The organism is Acinetobacter sp. ACIN00229, assembly GCF_016106645.1.
Taxonomy (GTDB): Bacteria; Pseudomonadota; Gammaproteobacteria; order Pseudomonadales; family Moraxellaceae; genus Acinetobacter; species Acinetobacter oleivorans.
In genome coordinates this window covers 1-22,326 of the sequence record NZ_JADWOM010000028.1, presented here as the reverse complement: position 1 = coordinate 22,326, position 22,326 = coordinate 1, and the positions used below count along the sequence as shown (strand labels likewise).

The 22,326-nt window shown below is 39.8% G+C and carries 22 protein-coding genes; 3 read left to right on the top strand and 19 right to left on the bottom strand.

Annotated elements, in window-relative coordinates:
* Positions 1–5 precede the first annotated feature (5 nt).
* Complete coding sequence (locus I7H67_RS18395; RefSeq protein ID WP_198308537.1) at positions 6–1,262, top strand: OprD family outer membrane porin; 1,257 nt, start codon at positions 6–8, stop codon at positions 1,260–1,262.
* A 36-nt stretch (positions 1,263–1,298) separates the two neighbouring features.
* On the opposite strand, the gene I7H67_RS18390 is transcribed toward I7H67_RS18395, so the two are convergent.
* Genes I7H67_RS18390 through I7H67_RS18375 form a run of 4 tightly spaced genes read right to left on the bottom strand, consistent with a single transcriptional unit; the run spans position 1,299 to position 5,137 of the window.
* Entirely contained in the window at positions 1,299–2,042 is a 744-nt protein-coding gene (locus I7H67_RS18390; RefSeq protein WP_013197683.1) for an SDR family oxidoreductase, read from the bottom strand.
* A 16-nt stretch (positions 2,043–2,058) separates the two neighbouring features.
* Complete coding sequence (locus I7H67_RS18385; protein ID WP_198308536.1) at positions 2,059–2,757, bottom strand: histidine phosphatase family protein; 699 nt, start codon at positions 2,755–2,757, stop codon at positions 2,059–2,061.
* Positions 2,754–3,875, bottom strand: coding sequence for a phosphotransferase family protein (locus tag I7H67_RS18380; RefSeq protein ID WP_198308535.1), 1,122 nt, complete (start codon positions 3,873–3,875; stop codon positions 2,754–2,756). The genes I7H67_RS18385 and I7H67_RS18380 overlap by 4 nt, the downstream gene beginning before the upstream one ends.
* Positions 3,876–3,892: 17 nt before the next feature.
* Complete coding sequence (locus I7H67_RS18375; protein ID WP_192835237.1) at positions 3,893–5,137, bottom strand: acyl-CoA dehydrogenase family protein; 1,245 nt, start codon at positions 5,135–5,137, stop codon at positions 3,893–3,895.
* An 88-nt stretch (positions 5,138–5,225) separates the two neighbouring features.
* Here I7H67_RS18375 and I7H67_RS18370 point away from each other — a divergent pair, with 88 nt between their 5' ends.
* On the top strand, positions 5,226–6,146 hold the full coding sequence (locus I7H67_RS18370) for a LysR family transcriptional regulator (RefSeq protein ID WP_198308534.1): 921 nt from the start codon (positions 5,226–5,228) through the stop codon (positions 6,144–6,146).
* Positions 6,147–6,188: 42 nt separating this feature from the next.
* Entirely contained in the window at positions 6,189–7,001 is an 813-nt protein-coding gene (gene pcaU / locus I7H67_RS18365) for an IclR family transcriptional regulator PcaU (RefSeq protein WP_004701378.1), read from the top strand.
* 58 nt (positions 7,002–7,059) lie between these two features.
* Here the strand turns inward: pcaU and I7H67_RS18360 are convergent, their stop codons facing one another.
* The 15 genes from I7H67_RS18360 to I7H67_RS18290 form a co-directional block, all read right to left on the bottom strand.
* A complete protein-coding gene (locus I7H67_RS18360; protein WP_005306023.1) occupies positions 7,060–7,926 on the bottom strand; it encodes an MBL fold metallo-hydrolase in 867 nt (288 codons plus the stop codon).
* Between the two features lie 4 nt (positions 7,927–7,930).
* Positions 7,931–8,344 carry a DUF6691 family protein gene (locus tag I7H67_RS18355; RefSeq protein ID WP_034591164.1) on the bottom strand — a complete coding sequence of 138 codons (414 nt, stop codon included), beginning with the start codon at positions 8,342–8,344 and terminating at the stop codon, positions 7,931–7,933.
* A gap of 4 nt (positions 8,345–8,348) precedes the next feature.
* Complete coding sequence (locus I7H67_RS18350; protein WP_198308533.1) at positions 8,349–8,762, bottom strand: YeeE/YedE family protein; 414 nt, start codon at positions 8,760–8,762, stop codon at positions 8,349–8,351.
* A 135-nt stretch (positions 8,763–8,897) separates the two neighbouring features.
* On the bottom strand, positions 8,898–9,356 hold the full coding sequence (locus tag I7H67_RS18345) for a DUF6438 domain-containing protein (RefSeq protein WP_081399304.1): 459 nt from the start codon (positions 9,354–9,356) through the stop codon (positions 8,898–8,900).
* Between the two features lie 650 nt (positions 9,357–10,006).
* Entirely contained in the window at positions 10,007–12,436 is a 2,430-nt protein-coding gene (locus I7H67_RS18340) for a glucose/quinate/shikimate family membrane-bound PQQ-dependent dehydrogenase (protein WP_049836835.1), read from the bottom strand.
* A gap of 81 nt (positions 12,437–12,517) precedes the next feature.
* Positions 12,518–13,837, bottom strand: coding sequence for a carbohydrate porin (locus I7H67_RS18335; protein ID WP_198308532.1), 1,320 nt, complete (start codon positions 13,835–13,837; stop codon positions 12,518–12,520).
* Positions 13,838–13,906: 69 nt separating this feature from the next.
* Positions 13,907–15,361, bottom strand: a complete 1,455-nt coding sequence (locus I7H67_RS18330) for a nitrous oxide reductase family maturation protein NosD (RefSeq protein WP_005306035.1) — start codon at positions 15,359–15,361, stop codon at positions 13,907–13,909.
* Positions 15,362–15,380: 19 nt separating this feature from the next.
* Positions 15,381–16,208 (bottom strand): type I 3-dehydroquinate dehydratase, encoded by an 828-nt coding sequence (gene aroD, locus I7H67_RS18325; protein WP_198308531.1) that lies wholly within the window; start codon positions 16,206–16,208, stop codon positions 15,381–15,383.
* 75 nt (positions 16,209–16,283) lie between these two features.
* A complete protein-coding gene (gene pcaG, locus I7H67_RS18320) occupies positions 16,284–16,913 on the bottom strand; it encodes a protocatechuate 3,4-dioxygenase subunit alpha (RefSeq protein WP_005306041.1) in 630 nt (209 codons plus the stop codon).
* A 14-nt stretch (positions 16,914–16,927) separates the two neighbouring features.
* Complete coding sequence (gene pcaH, locus I7H67_RS18315) at positions 16,928–17,653, bottom strand: protocatechuate 3,4-dioxygenase subunit beta (protein ID WP_016137964.1); 726 nt, start codon at positions 17,651–17,653, stop codon at positions 16,928–16,930.
* Positions 17,654–17,663: 10 nt separating this feature from the next.
* On the bottom strand, positions 17,664–18,077 hold the full coding sequence (gene pcaC, locus I7H67_RS18310; protein WP_005306044.1) for a 4-carboxymuconolactone decarboxylase: 414 nt from the start codon (positions 18,075–18,077) through the stop codon (positions 17,664–17,666).
* Between the two features lie 15 nt (positions 18,078–18,092).
* A complete protein-coding gene (locus I7H67_RS18305) occupies positions 18,093–19,448 on the bottom strand; it encodes an MFS transporter (protein WP_004792024.1) in 1,356 nt (451 codons plus the stop codon).
* A gap of 42 nt (positions 19,449–19,490) precedes the next feature.
* Positions 19,491–20,276 (bottom strand): 3-oxoadipate enol-lactonase, encoded by a 786-nt coding sequence (gene pcaD / locus I7H67_RS18300; protein ID WP_198308530.1) that lies wholly within the window; start codon positions 20,274–20,276, stop codon positions 19,491–19,493.
* Positions 20,273–21,631: a 3-carboxy-cis,cis-muconate cycloisomerase gene (pcaB, locus tag I7H67_RS18295; RefSeq protein WP_198308529.1), complete on the bottom strand. Its 1,359-nt coding sequence runs from the start codon at positions 21,629–21,631 to the stop codon at positions 20,273–20,275. The genes pcaD and pcaB overlap by 4 nt, the downstream gene beginning before the upstream one ends.
* A gap of 2 nt (positions 21,632–21,633) precedes the next feature.
* The coding region (locus I7H67_RS18290) for an acetyl-CoA C-acyltransferase (protein WP_198308528.1) at positions 21,634–22,326 on the bottom strand (693 nt) is incomplete at its 5' end.

Genomic DNA, 22,326 nt, shown 5'->3' with positions numbered 1-22,326 from the left:
GGATTATGGAATTATTTCACCGTTTTAAACCACACACTTTAGCCGTTACCACTTTATTACTGATGTGCAGCAACTCATGGGCCGCAAATCCGAATCAGCAAACTGAAGATGAATGGAAATTCACTTTAAAGAATGCCTATATCAACCGGGATTTTGATAATGATGCACTTAAAGATACTGGCAGTTGGTCTCAGGCAGCGTCATTATTTTATAAATCGAAAATGCATGACACCCCACTAGTTATAGCAGACAAACCCATCACGATTGGGGCCGATGCATCGGTTCAATACGCCGTGCGCTTGAGTTCAGACAAACATGTCGCTGACACAGTTTTGCCTTTTAATAAAGAAACGCGATCTCAGGCGTCCGACTATTTAAAATACGGCGCGACTTTAAAGCTAGGTTATGACAAAACACTTTTAAGTGTCGGTGAACTTTGGCTAGATTTACCTGTAACTGCCGTAGATGCTAGTCGTCAGTTACTCACTTCGTATTGGGGAACCAACTTAAAGTCACAACTTTCAGATCAGCTTTATGCTGAAATTGGCCGAGTGGAAAAAGTGTCTCCACGAAATGAAGAAGACTTTAAAAAGTTTTCTTTCACATCAAATGGGGTTACTAAAGAATCTGATGGGTTAAATTATATTGACCTGCGCTATCAATTTACGCCGTCTTTAAAGGGTGAATATTATTTTGGTAATTTAGAAGATCTCTACAACAAACACTATGTTGGCCTTGAGCATAATTGGAAGCAGCCAACTTTTGCTCTTACCTCTAAGTTTAAGTACTTTAATGCAAAAGATGACGGCCATACTTTTGATATTGATGCGCAGAACATTGGATTACTTGAAACCGTTAAAGTAAAAAACCACACATTTGGCTTGGGTTACCAACAGATTATTGGTGAATCAGCTTACCCATTACCAGATGGTTTCTTACCAGAAACTTATTTTATTAACTGGAATGCTACGGGCTTCTTTAAAGAAGATGAAAAGTCTTACCATGTCATGTATGGCTACGACTTTAAAGATTATGTGCCAGGCCTAAATGCGATGGTGAAATATGTTTACGGAAATGATTTCAAGGCAGCCAATGGTGAAAAAAACCATGAAACTGAGTCTAATGTGATTTTAAACTACGCATTTCAGCAGCCTTTCTTAAAAGGCGTTGCCCTGCAATATATTCGGATTGATTACAACGTAAAACACGGCAATGACTTTGGTGAAGACCGTTTATTTGTCAATTACACCAAAAAGTTCTAATTAAAAAATACCCCCTAAATCTTAGGGGGTAATTTTTTATCCTAATTTATTGACCAACTTTAATGGTAAAACCTTCATGGCAATACTCATTGGTAACCATGGCCACTGCGGCACATAAGCTTTTACAGGTTGTTTTTCAATAGCTTTGACCAAAGCTTTACATCCTGTTTTGGCATCTACCTCAAAAGGTAGATGTTTAGCACCCTCATTTATTTCAGTACGAATGTAGCCTGGGAAAATGGTTGAAACTTTAATTGGCGTATCCAATAATTCAGCACGAATACCCTCGGCCAAGTGAGCGACCGCAGCTTTACTTGCCGCATAAGTCGATAAGTGTTTTGGTAATCCACGCATCGCACTCATGGATGACATCACCACCAAATGACCTGCATTTTGCTCTCTAAAAATTTCAACTGCTGCTTCACACTGTGCTAAAGCAGAAATAAAGTTTGTTTCAGCTGTGGCTCTGTTAATTTCAAAATTACCTTTACCAATACGGCGACCATTTCCGACTCCCGCATTTACAATAATTCGGTCTAAATAGCCAAATTCTTGTTTAAATGCGCGAAATACTTCAAAAACCTGATCGTAATTAGTTACATCCAGACTTTTTGCAATGACTTTAATACCGTACTGATTTTCAAGTTCAGTTTTTAAAGTTTCCAATCTGTCTAAACGGCGTGCACAAATCGCTAAGTTATAGCCTTTGGCTGCAAATTCATGCGCCATACCCGCGCCCAATCCAGAACTTGCACCTGTAATTAAAATTGTCTTTGCCATGCTTTTATCCTTATTTTTAAATCCATGTCAGTAAATCTGGACGCTCAGCTTTTATAAAATGATGTTCATTTAAACTTAAAACCTGAGCTTCATTTCCAACTAAACGTAAAGTGGTGAGACTTGTATTGGTAATTGCCCAGTTCAGGGCAAAAGTTCGATTGGGACTGAGTTCAAGTAGTTTGCCAATGGCTACAGAAATCACACCGCCAGAAGTAAAAACGACTGCATAACGAGGTTTAGTTTTTGCTAACTCATCACAAAGTTGCTGTAATGCCATTTCGACTCTATTTTTAAAATGCGGCCAAGACTCATCATACTCATGATGAAAATCGCCATCGGTCCATCGCCCAATGGCACCTTCAAATATTTTGGCAAGATACGCGCGTGGGTTTTGTTCTTGTGCTACGTCAGCTTTTAGCAGTTCAGGCTGTTCAAAACGCGGCTCATAGCGTGCAAAAACCTGTTGATGGTTAAACTCATTCCATAAATTATTATGATGAATCAGCGCATCTGGAAAGCATTCATTAAGTGCAAGCTTTGCAGTCTGCTCATGGCGCTGCATAGTTCCAGCAACCACATACGGTTGTTCTTTCAATATTTGCTTAAAATAACGACCTAACAAAGTCGCCTGAGCCTCACCATTTTCAGACAGCTCATCATAGTTACTTTTACCAAACGATGCCTGTCCGTGTCTTACCAGATAAATTGTGGTCATTTTCTTAAAATACCCTGTATTTTCTGTAGAGATTGCTGAGCAAATTCAGATTCTTGCAATTTTTGCTGTGCGATAAGTTTTAAAGCTCGGATATATAGCGCATGAATCACGATCCAGAAATCTTTAAATGCAGGGTTTCGAGTTTGTTTATGGTAATAACGGTAATAGATTTGCTGGGCAATCACTGCTAAACGGAATACACCAAACACTTCATAAAAAGCCCAGTTTTGAGGCTCCAATCCTGTTTTTTGCAAATAATACTCAACGACTTCCTTACGAGAGAACATTCCCTTTAAGTGAGTAGGCTGACGGCGTGTTGATCTAAAAATCATATTATCCGTAGGCTCAACCCAATAGGCCAAAGCGCTACCTAAATCCATTAATGGATCACCCAAAGTTGCCATTTCCCAATCCAATACACCAATCACTTCTGTTGGATGCTCTGGATCTAAAATCACATTATCAAAACGCCAATCATTGTGAATAATACAAGTCGTAGAGTCTTGAGGAATATTATCGTTTAGCCATTTTCGAACATATTTAAATGAAGGAACATTGATTGTGCGGACTTTTTCATAGCGTTTATCCCAACCTTCAACTTGTCTACGGCAATATCCTGTACCTTTACCTAGTTCAGCTAAAGCTGTGTTCTCATAAGGAACTTGATGTAGCTCAATCAACTTATCAATAACATTTATACAAAGCTCATGAACATTTTCTTCATTAAAACCAAGCTCAGGTGGCAATTTTGCACGAGGAATAATGCCTTCAATGCGTTCCATGACATAAAAATCACAGCCAATGACCAACTCATCCTGACAAAGTGCCACCATTTTAGGAAGCACCGGATAATAAGGCGCAAGATTTTTTTGCACCATATATTCACGGGTCATATCGTGGGCCGACTTCGCTTTAGTTCCTTTTGGAGGACGACGTAAAATTAAATCGGTATTTTCATACTTTAAACGATAAGTCCAATTCGACGCCCCACCAGTATATTGAGTAACGACTGCTGGGCCAACCAAATCAACGCCTTGGTTTTTTAACCAGTTTTCAACTGCCCCAATATCAAGCTCTTCACCTTCACGTACTTCACCGCCTACATCAATTACCGACATATTCACTTCCTTTAAACTTATACTTTCTTATGACGACCGAAATAACCACGTTTGGCCAACTCTAATTTGGCAATCATGCCTTTATGTACTTCATCTGGACCATCAGCTAAACGTAAACTGCGTGCTTGAGCAAAGAAACCTGTTAATGGTGTATCTCTTGAAAGGCCCGCACCGCCATGTAGCTGAATCGCCATGTCGACTACTTTTTCTAAAACACTCGGAGCCACTACTTTAATTGCAGATATCTCTGTTAAAGCAGCCATATTTCCTAAAGTATCCATTTTATAAGCAGCATACAAGGTTAAAAGTCTAGCTTGATCTATGGCTACCCGTGCATCGGCTACACGTTCAAGGTTTCCACCGAGTTTTAAAATTTCTTTACCAAACGCTGTTCTAGACATGCCTCTATCAATCATAAGCTCTAGAGCTTTTTCTGCAGCTCCAATACAGCGCATGCAATGATGAATACGCCCTGGCCCTAAACGCCCTTGTGCAATTTCAAAACCTTGGCCCGCTCCACCAATAAAGTTTTCAATAGGTACTCGAACATTATTAAAATGAACCTCACCATGTCCATGTGGTGCATCGTAGTCACCAAACACAGGTAACATCCGTTGAATTTCGACACCAGCCGTGTCAATCGGTACTAAAACCATAGAGTGTTGATGATGGCGGTCTTTAGTTTCATCTGGAGTATGTGCCATAAAAATAATGACTTTAGCATTTGGGTCACCTAAGCCAGACGACCACCACTTTTTGCCATTTAAAACAATTTCATTACCATCAATGAGTGCAGTCGCTTGCATATTGGTTGCATCGCTTGACGCAACATCGGGTTCAGTCATGCAAAAAACCGAACGAATTTTTCCGTCCAATAAAGGCTGTAACCATTGTTGTTTTTGCTGTTCACTGCCATAGCGCCATAACAATTCCATATTTCCTGTATCTGGTGCATTACAGTTAAAAACGGTTGGTGCCAATAAACTACGGCCAGTTAATTCAGCTATGTGCGCATATTCTTGAACAGTTAACCCTGCACCCAGCTTTTCATCAGGTAAAAACATATTCCAAAGACCAGCTTGTTTAGCTTTGGATTTCAGAGTTTCTAAAAGCTCGGGCCACTGCCACTTTTTCCAGTTTCCATCTGGATTTAATTCATGAACTTCTTCCCAAAATTTTGCTTCGACAGGTTCTATTTCTTCTAAAATAAATTTTCTTGTTCGCTCAGTAAAATCCTGAGCTTTCTTGGAGAGTTCAAACATTCTTTTTCCTTTACATCATTATCTGGTCTTTACATCAACATAACTTGAAACTTAATATGAATGAAATGATTTTATTAAATAACACCTCATGAATAATATTCATAACCTGCATGGCCTAGACTTAAGTTTTTTCCATCGAATTGATATCAATTTATATCCGCTATTTATCGCAATTTATGAGCAAAAAAGTATTTCAAATGCGGCAAGCAGTCTCAATATTACACAGTCAGCAGCAAGTCATGCTTTGCAGCGTTTACGTCAGCAACTTGAAGATGATGTATTCATACGAGTAGGCAATAAAATGTCTGCAACGCCTTTTACAGAACAGATTTATCCAACTGTTAAGCAAGCACTTTTAACGATTCAAAATATTAGCCAACAGAAACATGTCTTTGATCCAACCAGTTTAAAAAGCTTAAAAATCGCCGTTCATGATGAGATTGAACCGATTATTCTTCCAAGGCTTGCTCAACATTTTCAAAATCTTAATTTAGATTTGCAGTTTGTCAGTATGAAGCTAGATCGAAAACATATTATGGCGGACTTGGCGACGCAGCAGCTCGATTTCGTGATTGACCTAGAACAATATTTATCTCCAAAAATTACCTTTGATCATTTGGTAACAGATGAGTTCGTCATTTGCAGCCAACTTAAAGAAGTCGATTTATCTCGTTATATTAATGGACGACACATTGGTGTTTCATCACGCCGTACGGGCGCTTTGCTTGAAGATATTTATTTAAACCAGCATCAAAAAATTTCAAGAAATGTATTTATGCGCTGTCAAAACTACTCAACGGCATTACAAGTTCTGGCAGCTCAAGCCAACGCAATCCTGACCATGCCTCGTATGATTTTGCAGCATTTATCTTATAGTCCTGAAATTTGCTTACATTCTATGCCTTTTCAGATAACCAATATTAAAATGGGTATGTTTTGGCACGAAGATTTAAGGGATAATTTAAGACATCAATTTTTGCGACATGAAATTATTAAACTTTTTCAGTAAAGCAAATTGATCTACTAAGCTTCTATCGTACAAGGACCAGTAATGAGTAAAGATGAACGGATAATCCAGAATCAGGACAACAAAAAAACGATTCGTCATGAAGATTACATTGCTGGCATCGGTAAAGGCATGGCGATTTTAGATAGCTTTAGTAGTAATCAACACCGTTTAAATATTTCCATGGCGGCCGAAAAAACCGGACTTACCCGAGCAGCAGCAAGACGTCATTTATTAACTTTAGAATATTTAGGCTATCTTGAGTCAGATGGTCACTATTACTATTTAACTCCGAAAGTTCTTAAATTTTCAGGAGCTTATTTAGGTGCAGCTCAACTTCCAAAAGTATCTCAGCCTTTATTAAATCTGTTAACTAACCAAACTTCTCTCATTTATTCAGTGATGGTGCTTGATGGTTATGAGGCCATTACCATTGCCCGTAGTGCCGCCCACCAACAAACTGACCGTGTAAATCCATATGGTTTGCACTTGGGTAATCGCTTACCTGCTCATGCGACATCTGCGGGTAAAATTTTACTGGCACATTTAAGCCAGCAAGAACAATTAGACTGGCTTCAAAAATATCCTCTTCAGCGTCTAACCAAATATACGCATGTCGAAAATGATAAATTTTTAGAGTTACTAAAAGAAATTCGAGAGCAAGATTGGTGTTATTCACGTGAAGAACACGAATTAGGTGTTCATGCGCTCGCCGTACCCATTTATGGACAAGACTTTAAAGTGGTTGCAGCTTTAAATATTGTTTCTCCAACTATGAAAACAACTGAAGAATATTTAATCCAACACATTTTGCCTTTATTGCAAGAGACTTCGCGGGACTTAAGACAAGTTCTTTAAATCTTGCTTAGGCTATTTAGAACATAAAAAAGATCCAAAATAAATGCTTAGGCTATTTTTAGAAGTAGTTGAAAGGAATTTTTAAATAGCGGATGCCATTCGATTCAGGCTCCGGAAAGTTTCCACCGTTCATATTAATTTGAATTGAAGGCAGAATTAATTTTGGCATTGCCAAAGTTGCATCTCGTTCTTGGCGCATTTTTATGAATGACTCTTTGGAAACGCGTCGATTTAAATGAATATTGCTTTGCTTTTGAGTTTTTATATCTGTTTGACAGACATATTTATCACGGCCTTCGGGTTTATAGTCATGGCATAAAAACATGCGCATGTTGTCAGGAAGTGTATAAAGCTTTTGTACCGAATCATAAAGTGCAGCTGCACTTCCTTTAGGAAAATCGCATCTCGCTGAGCCATAATCGGGCATAAATAGAGTATCTCCCACAAAAACAGCATCGGCAATCACATAACTCAAGCAAGCGGGTGTATGCCCTGGTGTAGGGATGTTATAGGCTTCTATATCGCCTATTTTGAAATGTTCATGATCTTCAAACAAATAATCAAAAGGCTGATTTTCATTAAATTTCTTAAAATCAAAATTATAAATAGCGGAAAATGTTTCTTGGACGATTGAAATCTTTTGACTAATTGCAATATCACCGCCCAATTTAGATTTTAGATATTGGGCAGCAGTCATATGGTCGGCGTGGACATGGGTTTCTAAAATCCATTGCACTTTAAAGTTTTGCGCCAAGACATAATCGATAATTAAATCAGCATTGGTTGTTTTTGTAGTTGCTGAAGCTGCGTCGTAGTCAAGCACACTATCAATAATCGCGCATTGACGAGTCGCTAAATCTGCAACAACATAGCTAAAAGTATTGGTGTTTTCATCAAAAAAATCTTTTACTAGAGGTTGTTGCATAGGTTTAATTTCCTTTATTTAAGACTCGGTAAATAAACATTCCTAATAACATTGCCACAATAAAATAAAGCGCTTCAAAATGTCCTAATCCAATAAGTGTTAAAGCGGGCGCTGGACATATCCCTGCTATTCCCCAGCCTATACCGAAAATAAAAGCACCTACAATTAACCTTTGGTCAATCTGTGTATTCATTGGTAATTGAATTTTCTCATTAAAAAGCGTTTTAGGACTTCTTATAGCCTTTTGAAATGGAATAAATGCCACAGCAATCGCACCTAACATCACAAACATTAAGCTGATATCCCACTGCCCAAAGATATCTAAAAAACCTAATACCTTTTCTGGATTCGACATGCCCGAAATCATTAAGCCTAATGAAAACAAACCACCAAATATAAAAGCAAAAATGTTTTTCATAGGATTACCCCAATACATGACGAATGATATAAACGGTTAACATACCAGCAAACATAAAAACTACTGTTGCTATCATCGAGCGTTTTGATAGCCTGCTCATACCACAAATGCCATGGCCGCTTGTACATCCAGAGCCTAGTCGTGTTCCAAAACCAACAAGTACACCTGCTAAAATAAGTGCAAATGTATTGGCTTTAATTTCAATTTCAGGCTGATAAAAATAGCCATATATGAAAGGTGTAATCACAAGTCCTGCAATGAACCAGAATGCAGAACTTTTAAAAGTATCTTTAGTAGGATTAATGACTTGAGCAAGCAATCCACTAATTCCTGCTATACGACCATTTATATATAAATATCCAACTGTTGCGATGCCGAGTAATAAACCACCCAAAAAGGCATAGACAATATTTGACATATAACCACTCTTAACAATATATGTTTTTATAATATGTATTATACGCTGATTCTTTTAGAAATACTTAATATAAAACTTTTGAGTTTATAATTCTTCTTAACAAGAAAAAGCCCCAAAATTTTGGGGCTTTTGTCATTAAATTAGATCTTTAATGCCTAATTGTTCAGGCAGTTTTTCCATGACCTTATTCAATCTAGTATTTGCCGGGGAGATACAACCTGTGTAATGGCTTAATTTTGTTTCCGTGCCATTTGGTTGAATCCATGAAATGTAATAGCTAGACATGTCGGTTGCCGTTTGCTGACAACCAGCAGTTTTAGATTGTGTACCTGTTTCAGGACGATAAGCTTTTAGATCATCTGCAAGTTTTTTATAGTCTTTTACGCTACCTTGAATTTCTTTAACACCGATAGCTTTAGTGTATTGCTTGCCTTCAAAACGAATTAAACCTGTAGGCGTTACTTCTACAGAATAGATTGGACATGCGCCAAAGCATGGACTAGAAGCATAACGAATTGTCTCTTGTGTATTCGGTGCTTGCTGAACAGAAGCACAACCCATCAAAGCTAAACCAGATAAAGTTGCAAGAACCAAAAATCTCATCGTATCACCTATTATTATCAAGTGGCTTTAATTTATCAAATCATACACTTCTTGTCATTAAAGACTATTTTTTGTGATTGTTTTCATCAATTCATACAGCTTATTGCTTAGGCTATTTTTATAATAATTAGATGTTATGATCGAAAGAGCATAAAAAAAGGCCCATCTTGCGATGAGCCTTAAGCCAATAAAAGCTTAAATTCCTGAAATACAAATTATTACTGGGTAGTAATAACCTGCGATGACCATTCTAACGTAATGCTATAAATTATATAAATATAATATAAATATATATTTACGCTGGTTTTTCCAGCAAAAAAATCCGACTTTTAAGGACTAAAAAGACAATAATGTTTATTTCTAATTAAAATTCACAACCTTAAGTTAAACAAAACTTAATAAACAAATCAGTTTTATTTATAGGTAAAACATTGTGAAAAATATCTAATCATTCGGCCACATCTATGGTTCAAGTATTCTCAATCTTAAGAATATTTTAGGTTTTGCAATGAGTTAAAGCACTTTTTTACTATTTGGTAAATCTATCTAATTAAAACAATAGAATTTACCACAGTACTTTAATATAAAAAACATATTAAAATTAAAGGCAAAAGAGAATTGCTCTCTTTTGCCTTATTTAATTATTGTTCTAAGCTATAAGCGATTACATAATCACCATGATCAGGAGACTGACGAGCTCCGCCTGCCGTAACAACCACAAATTGTTTACCTGTTTTCGGTGAAACATAGCTTATTGGAGTTCCTTGGCTACCCACTGGCATGCGTGATTTCCACAGTTCCTTACCTGTAGATGAATCAAATGCACGTAAATAGTAGTCCTGTGTTGCTGCAAAGAAAACCAAGCCACCTTGAGTTGCCATCGGCCCGCCAATTGTTGGCATACCGATCGGTGCTTTTAAGCCCATTTTGATGCCCATAGGTCCAGTGTCTTCAACCGTACCCAGTGGTACTTGCCATGCGACTTGACGAGTTTTCATGTCAATTGCAGTCATAGTACCAAATGGTGGTTTCTGACAAGGAATACTTAAGGCAGACATAAAGCGGTTTTTATTCACTTTATATGGTGTACCTTTCATTGGTACAGCACCCATACCTGTATTTACTTTTTCACCGCCACTCGCCTGAATCTTAATATCTTCAGGTGTTTGTTCCATTAATTGAACCCATAAGCCAAGGCGCATATCGTTGACGAACATATAACGATGAGTCGGATCAAAAGCAATGCTACCCCAGTTCATGCCACCCAAAGAACCTGGGAAGCTTAATGAAACGTCAGTACCCGGTGCAGTAAATAGACCTTCGTAACGCATTGACTTGAAGTTAATACGGCACATGAGCTGATCAAACGGTGTTGCACCCCACATATCTGATTCAGTTAAAGTCTGATTACCAATTTGAGGCATTTCAACTGAACGTGGTTGAGTTGCACTATATTGCTCACCCGGAATATTGGCAGGCTTAACTGGCTGTTCAATTACTTTAGTCAGTGGTTTACCAGTTACACGGTCAAGCACAAAGAATTGACCTGATTTGGTTCCAATCACAACAGCAGGTTTAGTCGTACCATCTTTCAATGGGAAATCAACTAGACTTGGTTGCATTGGTAAATCGAAGTCCCATAAATCGTTATGAACAGTTTGATATACCCACTTTTCTTTACCTGTTGTCGCATCAAGCGCCAAAACAGAAGTATTGTATTTATGATCTAACGGATTACGGTTACCCCCCCAAATGTCGACAGATGAGCTACCCATAGGTAAGAATACCGTATTCATTTGCGGGTCATATGACATTGCAGCCCATGAGTTTGCAGAACTACGTTTATAAGTTTCACCCGGTTTAAGAACATAGTTAGGATCTGGATTACGTGCGTCAAATGCCCAACGAAGTTTACCAGTAATGACGTCATAACCGCGGATAACACCACCCGGCATATCTGCTGCTACGTTATCGGCAATACGGCTACCCACTACAATGGTTGTTCCAGCAATAGTCGGTGCAGAAGTCACTTCAAAACGTGGAGCTTTAGTTCCAGCTCCCAGACCTTCTAACAGATCAACTGTTCCATTTACACCAAAATCAGCACAGCGCTGACCGTTATCTGCATTCACTGCAATTAAACGACCATCAGGTGTATTGGTATATAAACGACGCGGACATGCTGTATTGGTTGCAACTGTGGTTACTGCATTTGCACCAGCCAAAGTTGGTTGTACAAGTGGCTTGGTCGAATCAAAGTATGCAACCCCACGGCAACGTTCCCAAGCATCAGCTTTAGAGTTCACTTCAGCTTTCCAGAGTTGTTTACCCGAGTCAGCATCTATCGCAAAAATGTTGTTATGTGGCGTACATAAAAAAACTTTATTTCCAACTTGTAGCGGAGTCATTTGGTCTTCAGCACCATTACCACTGCCAGTTGTAAAATCACCTGTTCTAAAACGCCAAGCTTCTTTTAGTTTATGAACGTTATCTCGGTTAATTTGATCGAGAGCAACAAAGCGACTACCACCTGCATCATTTCCATAATTTTCCCAATTCACCTGTTTTTTTGCAGGGTCAACTGGTACTAAAGGCAGCTTTTCACCTGAACTTGCTACTGTTGGATGCGGTTGGAACATTTGATAGAACGCAATCAACATACCAACAACAACTAACCCACCCACTGCATAAGATGAAGATGCCAAGCTAGTTTGAAATTGGTAACGTCGAATTGAAGGCAAGGTAAATAACAATGCGGCAAAAAGACCAGCAGGAAACATTAACCGCGAAAATAACGGCCAGAATTCCCATCCTGCATCAACAAATGACCAAATGACTGTGCCAACAAAAACAGCCGCAAAAATCCAGACACCAAGTGCCTTTTTACGAAAAATACTAAATGCAGAAATGGTAATTAACAGTCCTGCGACTAGGAAATACCAAGACCCACCTAATGAAACTAGCTTGCCACCGCCAACGATGTAAAAAACACCAGTAGCCAATAAAACTAGGCCTAATAGAAAACACCATATTTTGAATAAGATATGAAACTTAGAATCTGACTCAGACATAGATCCTACTCCACATATACTGAACACAATAGTTCAAGCATTTGGGCCAGTTAAACTATGTCTAACCAGCCATCAACATTGTTAAAAATTGACTTTAACGCTTAAGCCCGCCACCCAAGCATCATCGACCGCTTTTACACCAGCAGGTTGATGGATATATTGAATGTTTGGACGTAACATAACGGCCGGAGACCATTGATAGGTATAGTTCAATTCGACATTTAGCTCGTCGTCTTGAATTGGAATATAGTCAGATGCAATCGCATCATAGCTATAATATCCACGGCTTTCGTTTGTTGCGATTTGCTTATCTTTAGCACGATCATTGACCAAATAATTGGCAATACCAAAACCAATCGAATCATTTGGACGGCTATCAAATGGCCCTTTATACCAAAGAGCAAGTTGTTGGGTGCTTTGAACAAAGGTCGTTGCCTTATCATTTACAACGCCATTAAAACTTACATATAAACCGCGTTTCGGATCTTGGCCGTTATTCGTCAGTTGTTGTTGTGCATTAATCCAGAAACTTTGTTTTCCATCATGAACTTTACCCGCGGTTTTAATATCATTCGCTTCTGCGGTTGAGTACAGCGCACCTACTTTATATTCACCCGGTAAACCATTAAAAGCAGCAAGTTTTGGTTTCCATGCGAGCTCAACAGGTATGGTTGCACCCTTCACGTTGTTCATATCCAGATTAAAACCATCACTATTTGATTCGGTTTTAATGTTGTCTGGATTTACTTCATAAACACCGACACCTAAAGTCCACTCAGGCGCAAACTGATATTTAACGTTTGCAGCCCAAACACCAACTGGTGAGTTGTACCAAATTGAACCAATTGATTTTCCTAGCTGCCCACCGCAAAGCAATAAGTTCTGAAACTCACATTGAGAACTATTAAAGTCTTCTGACATGCCCATACGGCCAACTTTGGCCTGTATAGTATTATCAACAAAGCCTTTCTTTACCCATGCTTGAGACAGACGCCAGATTTTACCGCGACCATAAATCTCTTGAGCATTACCTAATTGGCTAGAACGCGGGTCTTTAATACGCTCCAAAGTAAGCGCATTCCCGTCACGTTTAGTCACGACTAGGTTCGCTGTTGTATCTTTCCACCCAGCAATCTTTTCTAAATCGAAGTTTGCACCTAAAGAAAGTTGCGCAGCATTTTCAAAAGTATTGCTGTCGTTGTAACCACCATCTAAATTTGTGGCACTTTGGCTCATGATAGAAGCTGTAAATTTATAGCCTTGTTGCTCTAGCTGTTGGCGCTCACCATTCCAGTCGCCTAGCAACCATTGACGATCTTGTGACCAAGGCTCATTAGCAAGCGCAAGTTGACTGCCTAATACAGCGATTGTTAACACACTCAGTTTCATTATATTTGGCATTTCAAGTCCCTTTTATCATTTCTATATTTCTATGCTGCGCCTCGGTTTGAGGCGCTTCCCTTATTGTTATTATTTAGTTTGTACGGCCGAACTAAGTTCAGACGTCGCGCCAAAACGATCAGTTACATTCGCTGTAATTGAAGCAACTTTGAGAGTTGGCTTCCAATTCGCTTTTGCATTGCCTTCAGCATCTGTGGCAACGGTAACCGCTCCTAAATATTGCTCAGCTTCTTTTGATGCCGCATTTTGATTTCCAAAGAACTCAACTTGATAGCGTTGGTTTGGTAATCCATTAATTTCTACAGCAACTGAACCTTTATTAACGGTTAACTTAGGTGCTTTAATGCCCTGATTCGGCTGAGCATTACAGTTTTGTTGATTTGGTTGAGTACATGTTTTTTGTTGCTTAGATGGATCAACCACTACGCCACCACCACGAGAACCGACAAAACCTTCGTGTTCAAGTGCAGGTACACCAAATACAATTGCACCTAAACGCTGATTTGGTACACATGAACCACCTGCTTCACAGCGTTTAATATCTTTACCATTGTCCCAAATCAGGTTTTTAGTCAATGTAATTTTTGCATTTGCATCTTTTTCCGAACGAATAGCAACACCAATACGGTTACCATGCACCCTATTGCTATCAAGAATGTTGCCATCGCCTGTCATGTTGAAGCCAATCGAGTTATTGGTCATTTCGTTGTAGGCAATATAGTTACGCTTGCCCCAGTTAATCTGTAAGCCATCCGAATAGTTTTCGAATTTATTACCGACTACGGCATTGTCATTACCCCATAAAATTTCAATACCTTGTGATGGCTCTGGGTTCGCTTTCGTTGAAACAAAATGGTTATTTGCAATTAAGTTAAACGCAGCACCACGTGTCAGTTCTAAACCATCACCATTGTCTTGGAAAATATTGTCTAAAACTTTGTTGTTATTGGTCGTGGTTGCCGTTGGGTTGCCTTGCCCGTCATCACCAGTAAGCATGACACCGGCACCACCATAGTTATTACTAATACGGTTATGTTGAATAAGGTTATTGCTTGAACGGTTAACCAAAACACCAATACAGAAACGATGAATGTCTAAACCTTTTAAAGTGACATTGTTGACGTCACGTAGTACCAATCCCGGTAAAGTCATAGTACGTACATTGGTGCCGTACTGCTCAGGGTTTGCACCGGGACAAGCTTTTGCACCTTCGCCTTTAATATAGTTTGAACCATCAATTGCGATGTATTCGCCAGTTTTATCCCACTGTGTACCAATAATTTTGATGGGTGCTTTAATTTCAGGAAGTGCACTATTTAATTTAATCGCATAAGGCGCTTTGCCTACCGCCTGAATCAAGATCTCGCTAGCTTCGCTTGGGTTTGCATTGGCTTGTTCAATTGCCCAGCGTAAAGAGCCTTTATTGCTATCGTCTTGATAACGATCAACAACATAAGTTTGTGCTGCAGTTATTCCTGAAACCATCAAACCTAATGCAAGAGTAGTTAAACGTAATGTATTCATTTCATCATATCCTTATGATTTATGGGTTTGTTGGTTGAACGGTTTTTAAAATCTGTTTGAGCTTAGTCACATCAATTTGTCCTGGTGCAGAAGCCTGCCCAATCATGCCAAAGCTATAACTTCCACCCATATTGGCAGTCGCAACACGAGAAATCGTACCAAGTTGTCCCATTGACATCGTTAACAATTGTTTAGTGGTTTGCTGACTTACTTTTAAAGTTGCGTTCATTAAAGTGAAAACGTCTTGTTTAGATTTTGGCATTACGGCAATTTTTAGAATATCTGCGCCCATTTGATCTTGTTTTAACAGGCGTTTTTCAATTTCATCTTGGCTTGGCGTTTTTTGGAAGTCATGATTAGACATCACAATCAGCACTTTCTTTTGATGTGCTTTTTGAACAATATCTGAAACTACTTTTTGATCACGGAACATTTCAACATCTAACCAGTCCATGAACGGATTTTTTAAATAAGCCTGATAAGTCTTACCATAATCAACATCGCTAATTTCAAGCTGACCACCTTCATTTTTAGTGCGAATTGTGGCGATTAGCGGCTTATTACCTAAAATCTTTTTTAATTCATGCCCCAATGCAATCACTTGTTTCGTATCACTCGCAAAACTGAGTAAGTCGATACGGAACTCTGCCAAATCAGCATCTGCTGTATTTGCAATCACTTGAGCTTGCGCTAAAGCTTGTTCTTTGGTCTTTGCTGTAATTGGAACAATTGTTTTAACTGCTGTAGTCGCAGGTTGTGTTTGAGTAGCTAAAGCAACAGGTTCAGCATTCACCTGTGCTGTAAAAAATGGGAGTGCAAGCAAACTTAAGCTTAATAATGTTTTCATTTTCATCTCTGTCATACCATCCTTTAAAAAGGCTACACGCATCCATGGACAATCATGTGTAGCCTTAGGTGTTTCTTAAATATCAAAAAATACTGTTTCGTTATCGCCTTGAATACGAATATCAAAGCGGTAAACAATTTCACCATTTTCTTCAAAACGTTTTGCAATAAGCGTTTGGCGACGCGGTGCCCACTCAATGCTATTTAAAATTGGGTCATTGCCATTTGCCTCGGCTTCATCTTCAAAATAAACACGTGTATGAAGACCTAAGTTAATACCGCGAGCGAAAATGACTAATGCAATATGCGGTGCTTGAGTTGAACCTTTACGACCGGCTGTAGCACCTGGCTTAATTGTATTAAAGCTCCAAACGCCTGTTTCAAAGTCAGCGCCAGTACGTCCCCAACCCTGAAATGCAGGATCAGCTTTTTGCTCACGCGTATCTGCCTGACTTGGGTAAATACCATTCGCATCAGCTTGCCAAATTTCGATCAGCACATCGCGCAGCGGTAAACCTAATCCGTCAAATACCTGACCTTCAAGACGAATACGCTCGCCTTTGGTTTGGTCTTGTACTAACTGGTTATTAAAGTTGTTTTCAAACACTTCAATATTTGCTTGTTGTGGCAATAAACCAATGTGGACGTAAGGACCACCTGTTTGAGATGGAGTTTCTTTTAATTCCTGAAAATTCCAGTTATTCATGCTCGTGCTCCCGATTAAGTCAAATCATTTTCGAAGTAAGTCGCTCGACGACCACGTAAAGTGATGTCAAAACGGTAACAACGGCTATCTGCTTCGATAAAGTTGTTTTTATCTTCTAGTGCAATCAATGCACGACGTTGATCTTCAGAAGGAATCGTTTTTAAAATCGGGCAAGTGTCAATGAGCGTATCGCCTTCAAAATAAAACTGCGAAATTAGGCGCTGAGCCCAACCATCAGCAATTAAAGAGAAGTGAATATGAGCTGGGCGCCATTCATTAATACGGTTACGCCACGGATATGGACCTGGTTTAATGGTACGGAAAATATAAAAACCATTTTCGTCAGTTAATGTACGACCACAACCACCGAAGTTAGGGTCCATTGCACCAATAAACTTATCGTTTGGATGGCGATAACGACCAGAAGCATTGGCTTGCCATACTTCTAAAAGTGCATTTTTAACAGGACGACCAAACTGGTCACGGACATAACCATGAACAATGACACGCTCACCAATTGGTAAACCATCTTTGGCATAGTTCAAAATCAAATCGTTATCTTTTGGGCCAAACAAATTTGAAGAAAAATGCGGTGAAGTAACTTCAGTTAAAGTCTCATTAATAGAAATCAATGCATTTTTTGGCGAACGTAAAACACTTGTCTTATAACCTTCTGCATATGCAGGTGGATGGTCTTCTGTATTACGTTGGGCGTAAGCACCCCAGCTATGTTGTGACATCTTTATCTCCTTAATCCTGTTCTTTTGCTGCAACTGAGTTGACTTCTATTCCCAACTCTTTAAAGACTTCTTCGGCCATATGCATTGCAGCATTTGCAGCAGGTAAACCTGCATAGAGCGAGCTATGTAAGATCAACTCTTTTAAATCTTCTTTAGTTACACCATTGTTGAAACAAGCACGTAAATGCATGCGTAGTTCATCTTCGCGGCCAAGCGCCAATAAAATTGCGATCGTCACTAAACTACGTGTATGACGCGGTAGGCCCGGACGAGACCACACCTCACCCCATGCGTAACGGCTAATAAAGTTTTGAAAATCTTGGTTAAAGTCATTTAAGTTTTGCAAAGACCGACCAACATGCTTTTCACCCAAAACTTCAGTCCGCACCTCAATGCCTTGTTTATAGCGTTGTTCATCATTCATTGTGATAGACCTCTATTAAGTTGCATCGGTATGCGCAACAAGTGATTTAACAAATACAGCAACAGCCGCAGCAGTCGCTGGAATTAGTAATAAACTGAGAATGGCAGTAAACGACCAATCATTACCGAGTAGCACAGCTCCAATCCAAGCACCAAATACTGCGCCGAAACGACCAATACCCGTCATCCAAGACACACCTGTTGCACGGCACTGCGTTGGATAAAAACGAGCACTTAAAGCTGGCATTGAAGATTGCGCACCGTTAATTGCGATACCTGCACAAAGAACCAATACAGCAAGTAATGTTGAATTTCCTAAGCTTTGACCAACAGCAATCGCAAATAGACCCGCAGCAAAGTAGAAAATGGCAATAACTCGGTTCGGGTTAAATTTATCCATCGCCCAACCGATGAACAATGCACTTACCACACCACCAAACTGGAACAATCCACCAATAAATGCAGCACGCTCCATTGAAGCACCTGTTTCACGCATGAGTGTTGGTAACCAGCTTGTAAGCAAGTAAACAACCACTAAGCCCATGAAATAGGTCAACCAAAGTAAAAGTGTTCCTTTTGCATATGGTTTAGAAAACATAATTCCAAAGACATTTTTCTTTTGAGCTGTTTCAGTTTTCTCTTCAGGTACATGGAATGCAGTCGCATTTTGAACTTGAGTTGGCGCGATATGATTTAAAATCTTGCGTACTTTTTCAGGGTTTTTACCTTTAACAATTAAAAAGCGGTAAGACTCAGGTAAGACAAAAATCACTAAAACCATTAAGATCAAAGGTGACCAGCCGCCAAGTAAAAATAGACTGTGCCAACCGTAGGTCGGGATGAGCCAGCTACTAATAAAGCCACCTGTTGCCATACCTAGGTTGTAGCCACAGAACATACATGTCACCAGCAGTGAACGAATGCGTGTTGGACAGTATTCAGAGAATAATGTGGTGGCATTTGGCATCGCTGCACCCAAACCAATACCTGTCAAAAAGCGTAAAACGACAAGGCTATCTAAGTTGGTTGCATAAGCAGATGCTAAAGTAAAACCACCAAACACAAGCATCGAAAAAGCTAAAACGATTTTTCGACCAAAACGGTCAGCTGTTGGGCCAGAAACCAAAGCTCCAATAATCATTCCACCAAGTGCAGCACTCATCACTGGGCCTAACTGAGAGCGATCAACACCCCAGTCTTGAGCCAAAGCTGGAGCGATAAAACCCATTGCAGCAGTATCGATACCATCAGTAAAAATAATTAAGAAACAGATGATTGCAATCATCCATTGATACTTACTGAGTGGAGCATCATTAATTAATGCTTGAGCATCGATACTTTTATTTGGTGCAGCGTAATCCTGAGACGCCATGTTTGCCTCCTTAAGGCCAATTCCTTTTAAACTACTAAGCTATTAGATTTGCTGAATAAACCTAGTCAATTCCTGAGTAAATCTTTGCGGTTGCTCGATATTAGAAAGATGAGATGCTTCCAATTTAGCAATTTGACTGTTCTTAATAGCATTCTGCATAAACTCAGCATCTGCTACTGTAGTTACCGGATCATATGTCCCTGCAACCAGCAATACCGGGATCTGGATTTGTGCAATTTCATCTCTTAAATCAGCATGTGCTAAAGCACGACACGCATTGGCATAACCTTGTGCTGGTGTGTTTGCCAGACTTTGAATCGTCGTTTGTGCAACCACATTATGTTGATAGTCGAATTTTTCACTAAACCAACGTGTATGCGTAGTTTTAACCAATTCAGCCAGTCCATTTTGTTCTACTGATTCTGCGCGACTCAACCACGCCTCAGCCTGTCCAATTTTTGCCGCCGAATTTGCGACAGTAATGCTTAGAAAGCGCTCTGGGTAATGGATAGCTAACCAAAGCCCTGTAATTCCGCCCATTGAAATGCCACAAAAATGAGCTTTTTCAATATTTAAGGCATCTAAAATATCAGCAACATCTTCACCTAAATTTTGTAAAGATGTTTCAGCGATCACATCACTTTCGCCATGACCACGTGTGTCGTATGTAATGACATTAAAATGACTTTTAAGCTCATCTACTTGCGGCTGCCACATTCCATGATCTGTTCCTAACGAGTTAGATAACACAAGTGCTGGAGCATCTTTTAATCCATCGGTATATACAGCGAGCTGTTTACCTTGTCGATTGGTTATAAGCTGTTTCACTTTATGTCTCCTCCTTGTGCTTCTTGCAGAACAGCATCAATTTGAGCTTGAATGTTGCCCAAATAGTTTTCTGCTTTAAATATTTCCAAAATTTCTGTTTGACTAAAATGTTCTTTTACTTCATCTAACTGACTAACAACCTCAGATAAATGCTGCTTTTGAGCCACGGCTGTTTTACAAGCTGCTTCAACAACATGATGAGCATTTAAACGTCCAATTTTTGGAGCAAGTGCCATCATCACAGCTTCGGCCATAATCAGCCCGTTGGTACAGTCAAGGTTCTGCTGCATATGCTCAGCATTAACTTCAAAACCTTGTAAAACTTCACCAGTACGAGTTAATGCTCCAGCACAAAGCTGAAAAATTTCAGGGATTGCCAGCCATTCTGCATGCCATGCGCCTAAGCTACGCTCATGTTCCTGCACCATGCTTTGATAGATGCTAGACATAAGTGCTGGTACACGATTTGCTGCTGCAAGTACTGAAGCTGCTGCAACTGGATTCCGCTTATGAGGCATGGTTGATGAACCACCACGGCCCTTTGCAGTTGGTTCAAACAATTCGGCAATTTCAGTTTGCATCATGAGTGACCAATCACGTGCCATCTTGCCTGTATTCCCAACAATCATGCCAAGCACACTTGCGATTTCTACAATACGGTCGCGCTCACCATGCCATGTGCTTGTCGGTACAGTCAGATTCAGCTGCTGAGCAAATGCACTGACCACAAGTGAACCTTGATCTTGCAAAGAAGCTAATGAACCCACAGCACCACCTAACTGAGCAGTGAGTACACGTGATTTCATAGCTTGTATACGATCTAAATCACGCTTAAATGCAGAAGCCCAACGAGCGAGTTTATGCCCTAAAGTAATTGGTAAAGCTTGCTGTAACCATGTACGTCCAATCATGACTTGATGACGATATTGCTTAGCTTGTTGTAATGCAGTGGTGTAGCAGTGTTGAAGTCGTGCTTCCACAATATTTAACGCATCGCGACATTGCAAAATACAAGCTGTGTCTAAAATATCCTGACTTGTTGCGCCCCAATGCACATAACGTGAAGCATCTTCATCCACATCTTTAACAATTGCTGTAAGCTGCTTTACAAAGGGAATTGCGATATTTCCAGCTAAGCCAGTTGCTACAGCCAACGCTGGAAAATCAAACTTTTCTATTGCCTGTTCAGCTACTTGAGCAATGGTATTAGCCGCACTTTGAGGAATCACGCCAACTTTTGCCTGTGCTTGAGCTAACGCAACTTCAACCTGAATCATATATGTGATTAAAGATGAGTCACTAAAGATGTCAGTGACGTCTTTTTGATAAAACAAGCTGGCATATAACTGGCTCATGATTAGACTCTCTCAATAATCAATGCGATGCCTTGGCCTACACCAATACACATTGAGCACAAGGCGTAACGACCACCTGTTTGCTCAAGCTGGTTTAGGGCTGTAGTCACTAAGCGTGCACCTGATGCACCAAGTGGATGACCCAAAGCAATTGCACCACCGTTTGGATTTACCTTGTCAGAGTTGTCTGGCAAACCTAAATCACGTGTCACGGCTAAAGCTTGGGCAGCAAAGGCTTCATTGAGCTCAATCACATCCATCTGATCTAAAGTCAGATTAGCTTGTTTCAGTAATTTTTTAATCGCTGGTGCCGGAGCAAAACCCATAATGCGTGGTTCTACACCAACTGCTGTTGAAGCAATGATCTTGGCACGTGGTTTTAGATTGTAGGCCTGAACTGCCTCATCGGAAGCAATCAATAGAGCCGCTGCACCATCATTAATACCTGAAGCATTCCCCGCAGTCACAGAACCATCTGCTTTAACCACAGGTTTAAGTTTGTTTAAAGCTTCAAGGGTGGTTGATGCACGTGGATGTTCATCGGTATCAATCACAACAGCATCACCCTTACGCTGAGGGATCTCAACTGCCACGATTTCTTTAGAAAAAAAGCCTTTGGCTTGCGCGCTTGCGGTGCGTTGTTGGCTCACCAAGGCAAACTGGTCCTGATCTGCACGATTCACGTTGAACTGTTC

Bases quoted from the DNA above. Each gene is read 5' to 3' on its own strand.
- I7H67_RS18395 (WP_198308537.1), top strand. From the start codon at position 6: ATGGAATTATTTCACCGTTTTAAACCACACACTTTAGCCGTTACCACT.
- I7H67_RS18390 (WP_013197683.1), bottom strand. From the start codon at position 2,042: ATGGCAAAGACAATTTTAATTACAGGTGCAAGTTCTGGATTGGGCGCG.
- I7H67_RS18385 (WP_198308536.1), bottom strand. From the start codon at position 2,757: ATGACCACAATTTATCTGGTAAGACACGGACAGGCATCGTTTGGTAAA.
- I7H67_RS18380 (WP_198308535.1), bottom strand. From the start codon at position 3,875: ATGTCGGTAATTGATGTAGGCGGTGAAGTACGTGAAGGTGAAGAGCTT.
- I7H67_RS18375 (WP_192835237.1), bottom strand. From the start codon at position 5,137: ATGTTTGAACTCTCCAAGAAAGCTCAGGATTTTACTGAGCGAACAAGA.
- I7H67_RS18370 (WP_198308534.1), top strand. From the start codon at position 5,226: ATGAATAATATTCATAACCTGCATGGCCTAGACTTAAGTTTTTTCCAT.
- pcaU (WP_004701378.1), top strand. From the start codon at position 6,189: ATGAGTAAAGATGAACGGATAATCCAGAATCAGGACAACAAAAAAACG.
- I7H67_RS18360 (WP_005306023.1), bottom strand. From the start codon at position 7,926: ATGCAACAACCTCTAGTAAAAGATTTTTTTGATGAAAACACCAATACT.
- I7H67_RS18355 (WP_034591164.1), bottom strand. From the start codon at position 8,344: ATGAAAAACATTTTTGCTTTTATATTTGGTGGTTTGTTTTCATTAGGC.
- I7H67_RS18350 (WP_198308533.1), bottom strand. From the start codon at position 8,762: ATGTCAAATATTGTCTATGCCTTTTTGGGTGGTTTATTACTCGGCATC.
- I7H67_RS18340 (WP_049836835.1), bottom strand. From the start codon at position 12,436: ATGTCTGAGTCAGATTCTAAGTTTCATATCTTATTCAAAATATGGTGT.
- I7H67_RS18335 (WP_198308532.1), bottom strand. From the start codon at position 13,837: ATGCCAAATATAATGAAACTGAGTGTGTTAACAATCGCTGTATTAGGC.
- I7H67_RS18330 (WP_005306035.1), bottom strand. From the start codon at position 15,361: ATGAATACATTACGTTTAACTACTCTTGCATTAGGTTTGATGGTTTCA.
- aroD (WP_198308531.1), bottom strand. From the start codon at position 16,208: ATGAAAACATTATTAAGCTTAAGTTTGCTTGCACTCCCATTTTTTACA.
- pcaG (WP_005306041.1), bottom strand. From the start codon at position 16,913: ATGAATAACTGGAATTTTCAGGAATTAAAAGAAACTCCATCTCAAACA.
- pcaH (WP_016137964.1), bottom strand. From the start codon at position 17,653: ATGTCACAACATAGCTGGGGTGCTTACGCCCAACGTAATACAGAAGAC.
- pcaC (WP_005306044.1), bottom strand. From the start codon at position 18,077: ATGAATGATGAACAACGCTATAAACAAGGCATTGAGGTGCGGACTGAA.
- I7H67_RS18305 (WP_004792024.1), bottom strand. From the start codon at position 19,448: ATGGCGTCTCAGGATTACGCTGCACCAAATAAAAGTATCGATGCTCAA.
- pcaB (WP_198308529.1), bottom strand. From the start codon at position 21,631: ATGAGCCAGTTATATGCCAGCTTGTTTTATCAAAAAGACGTCACTGAC.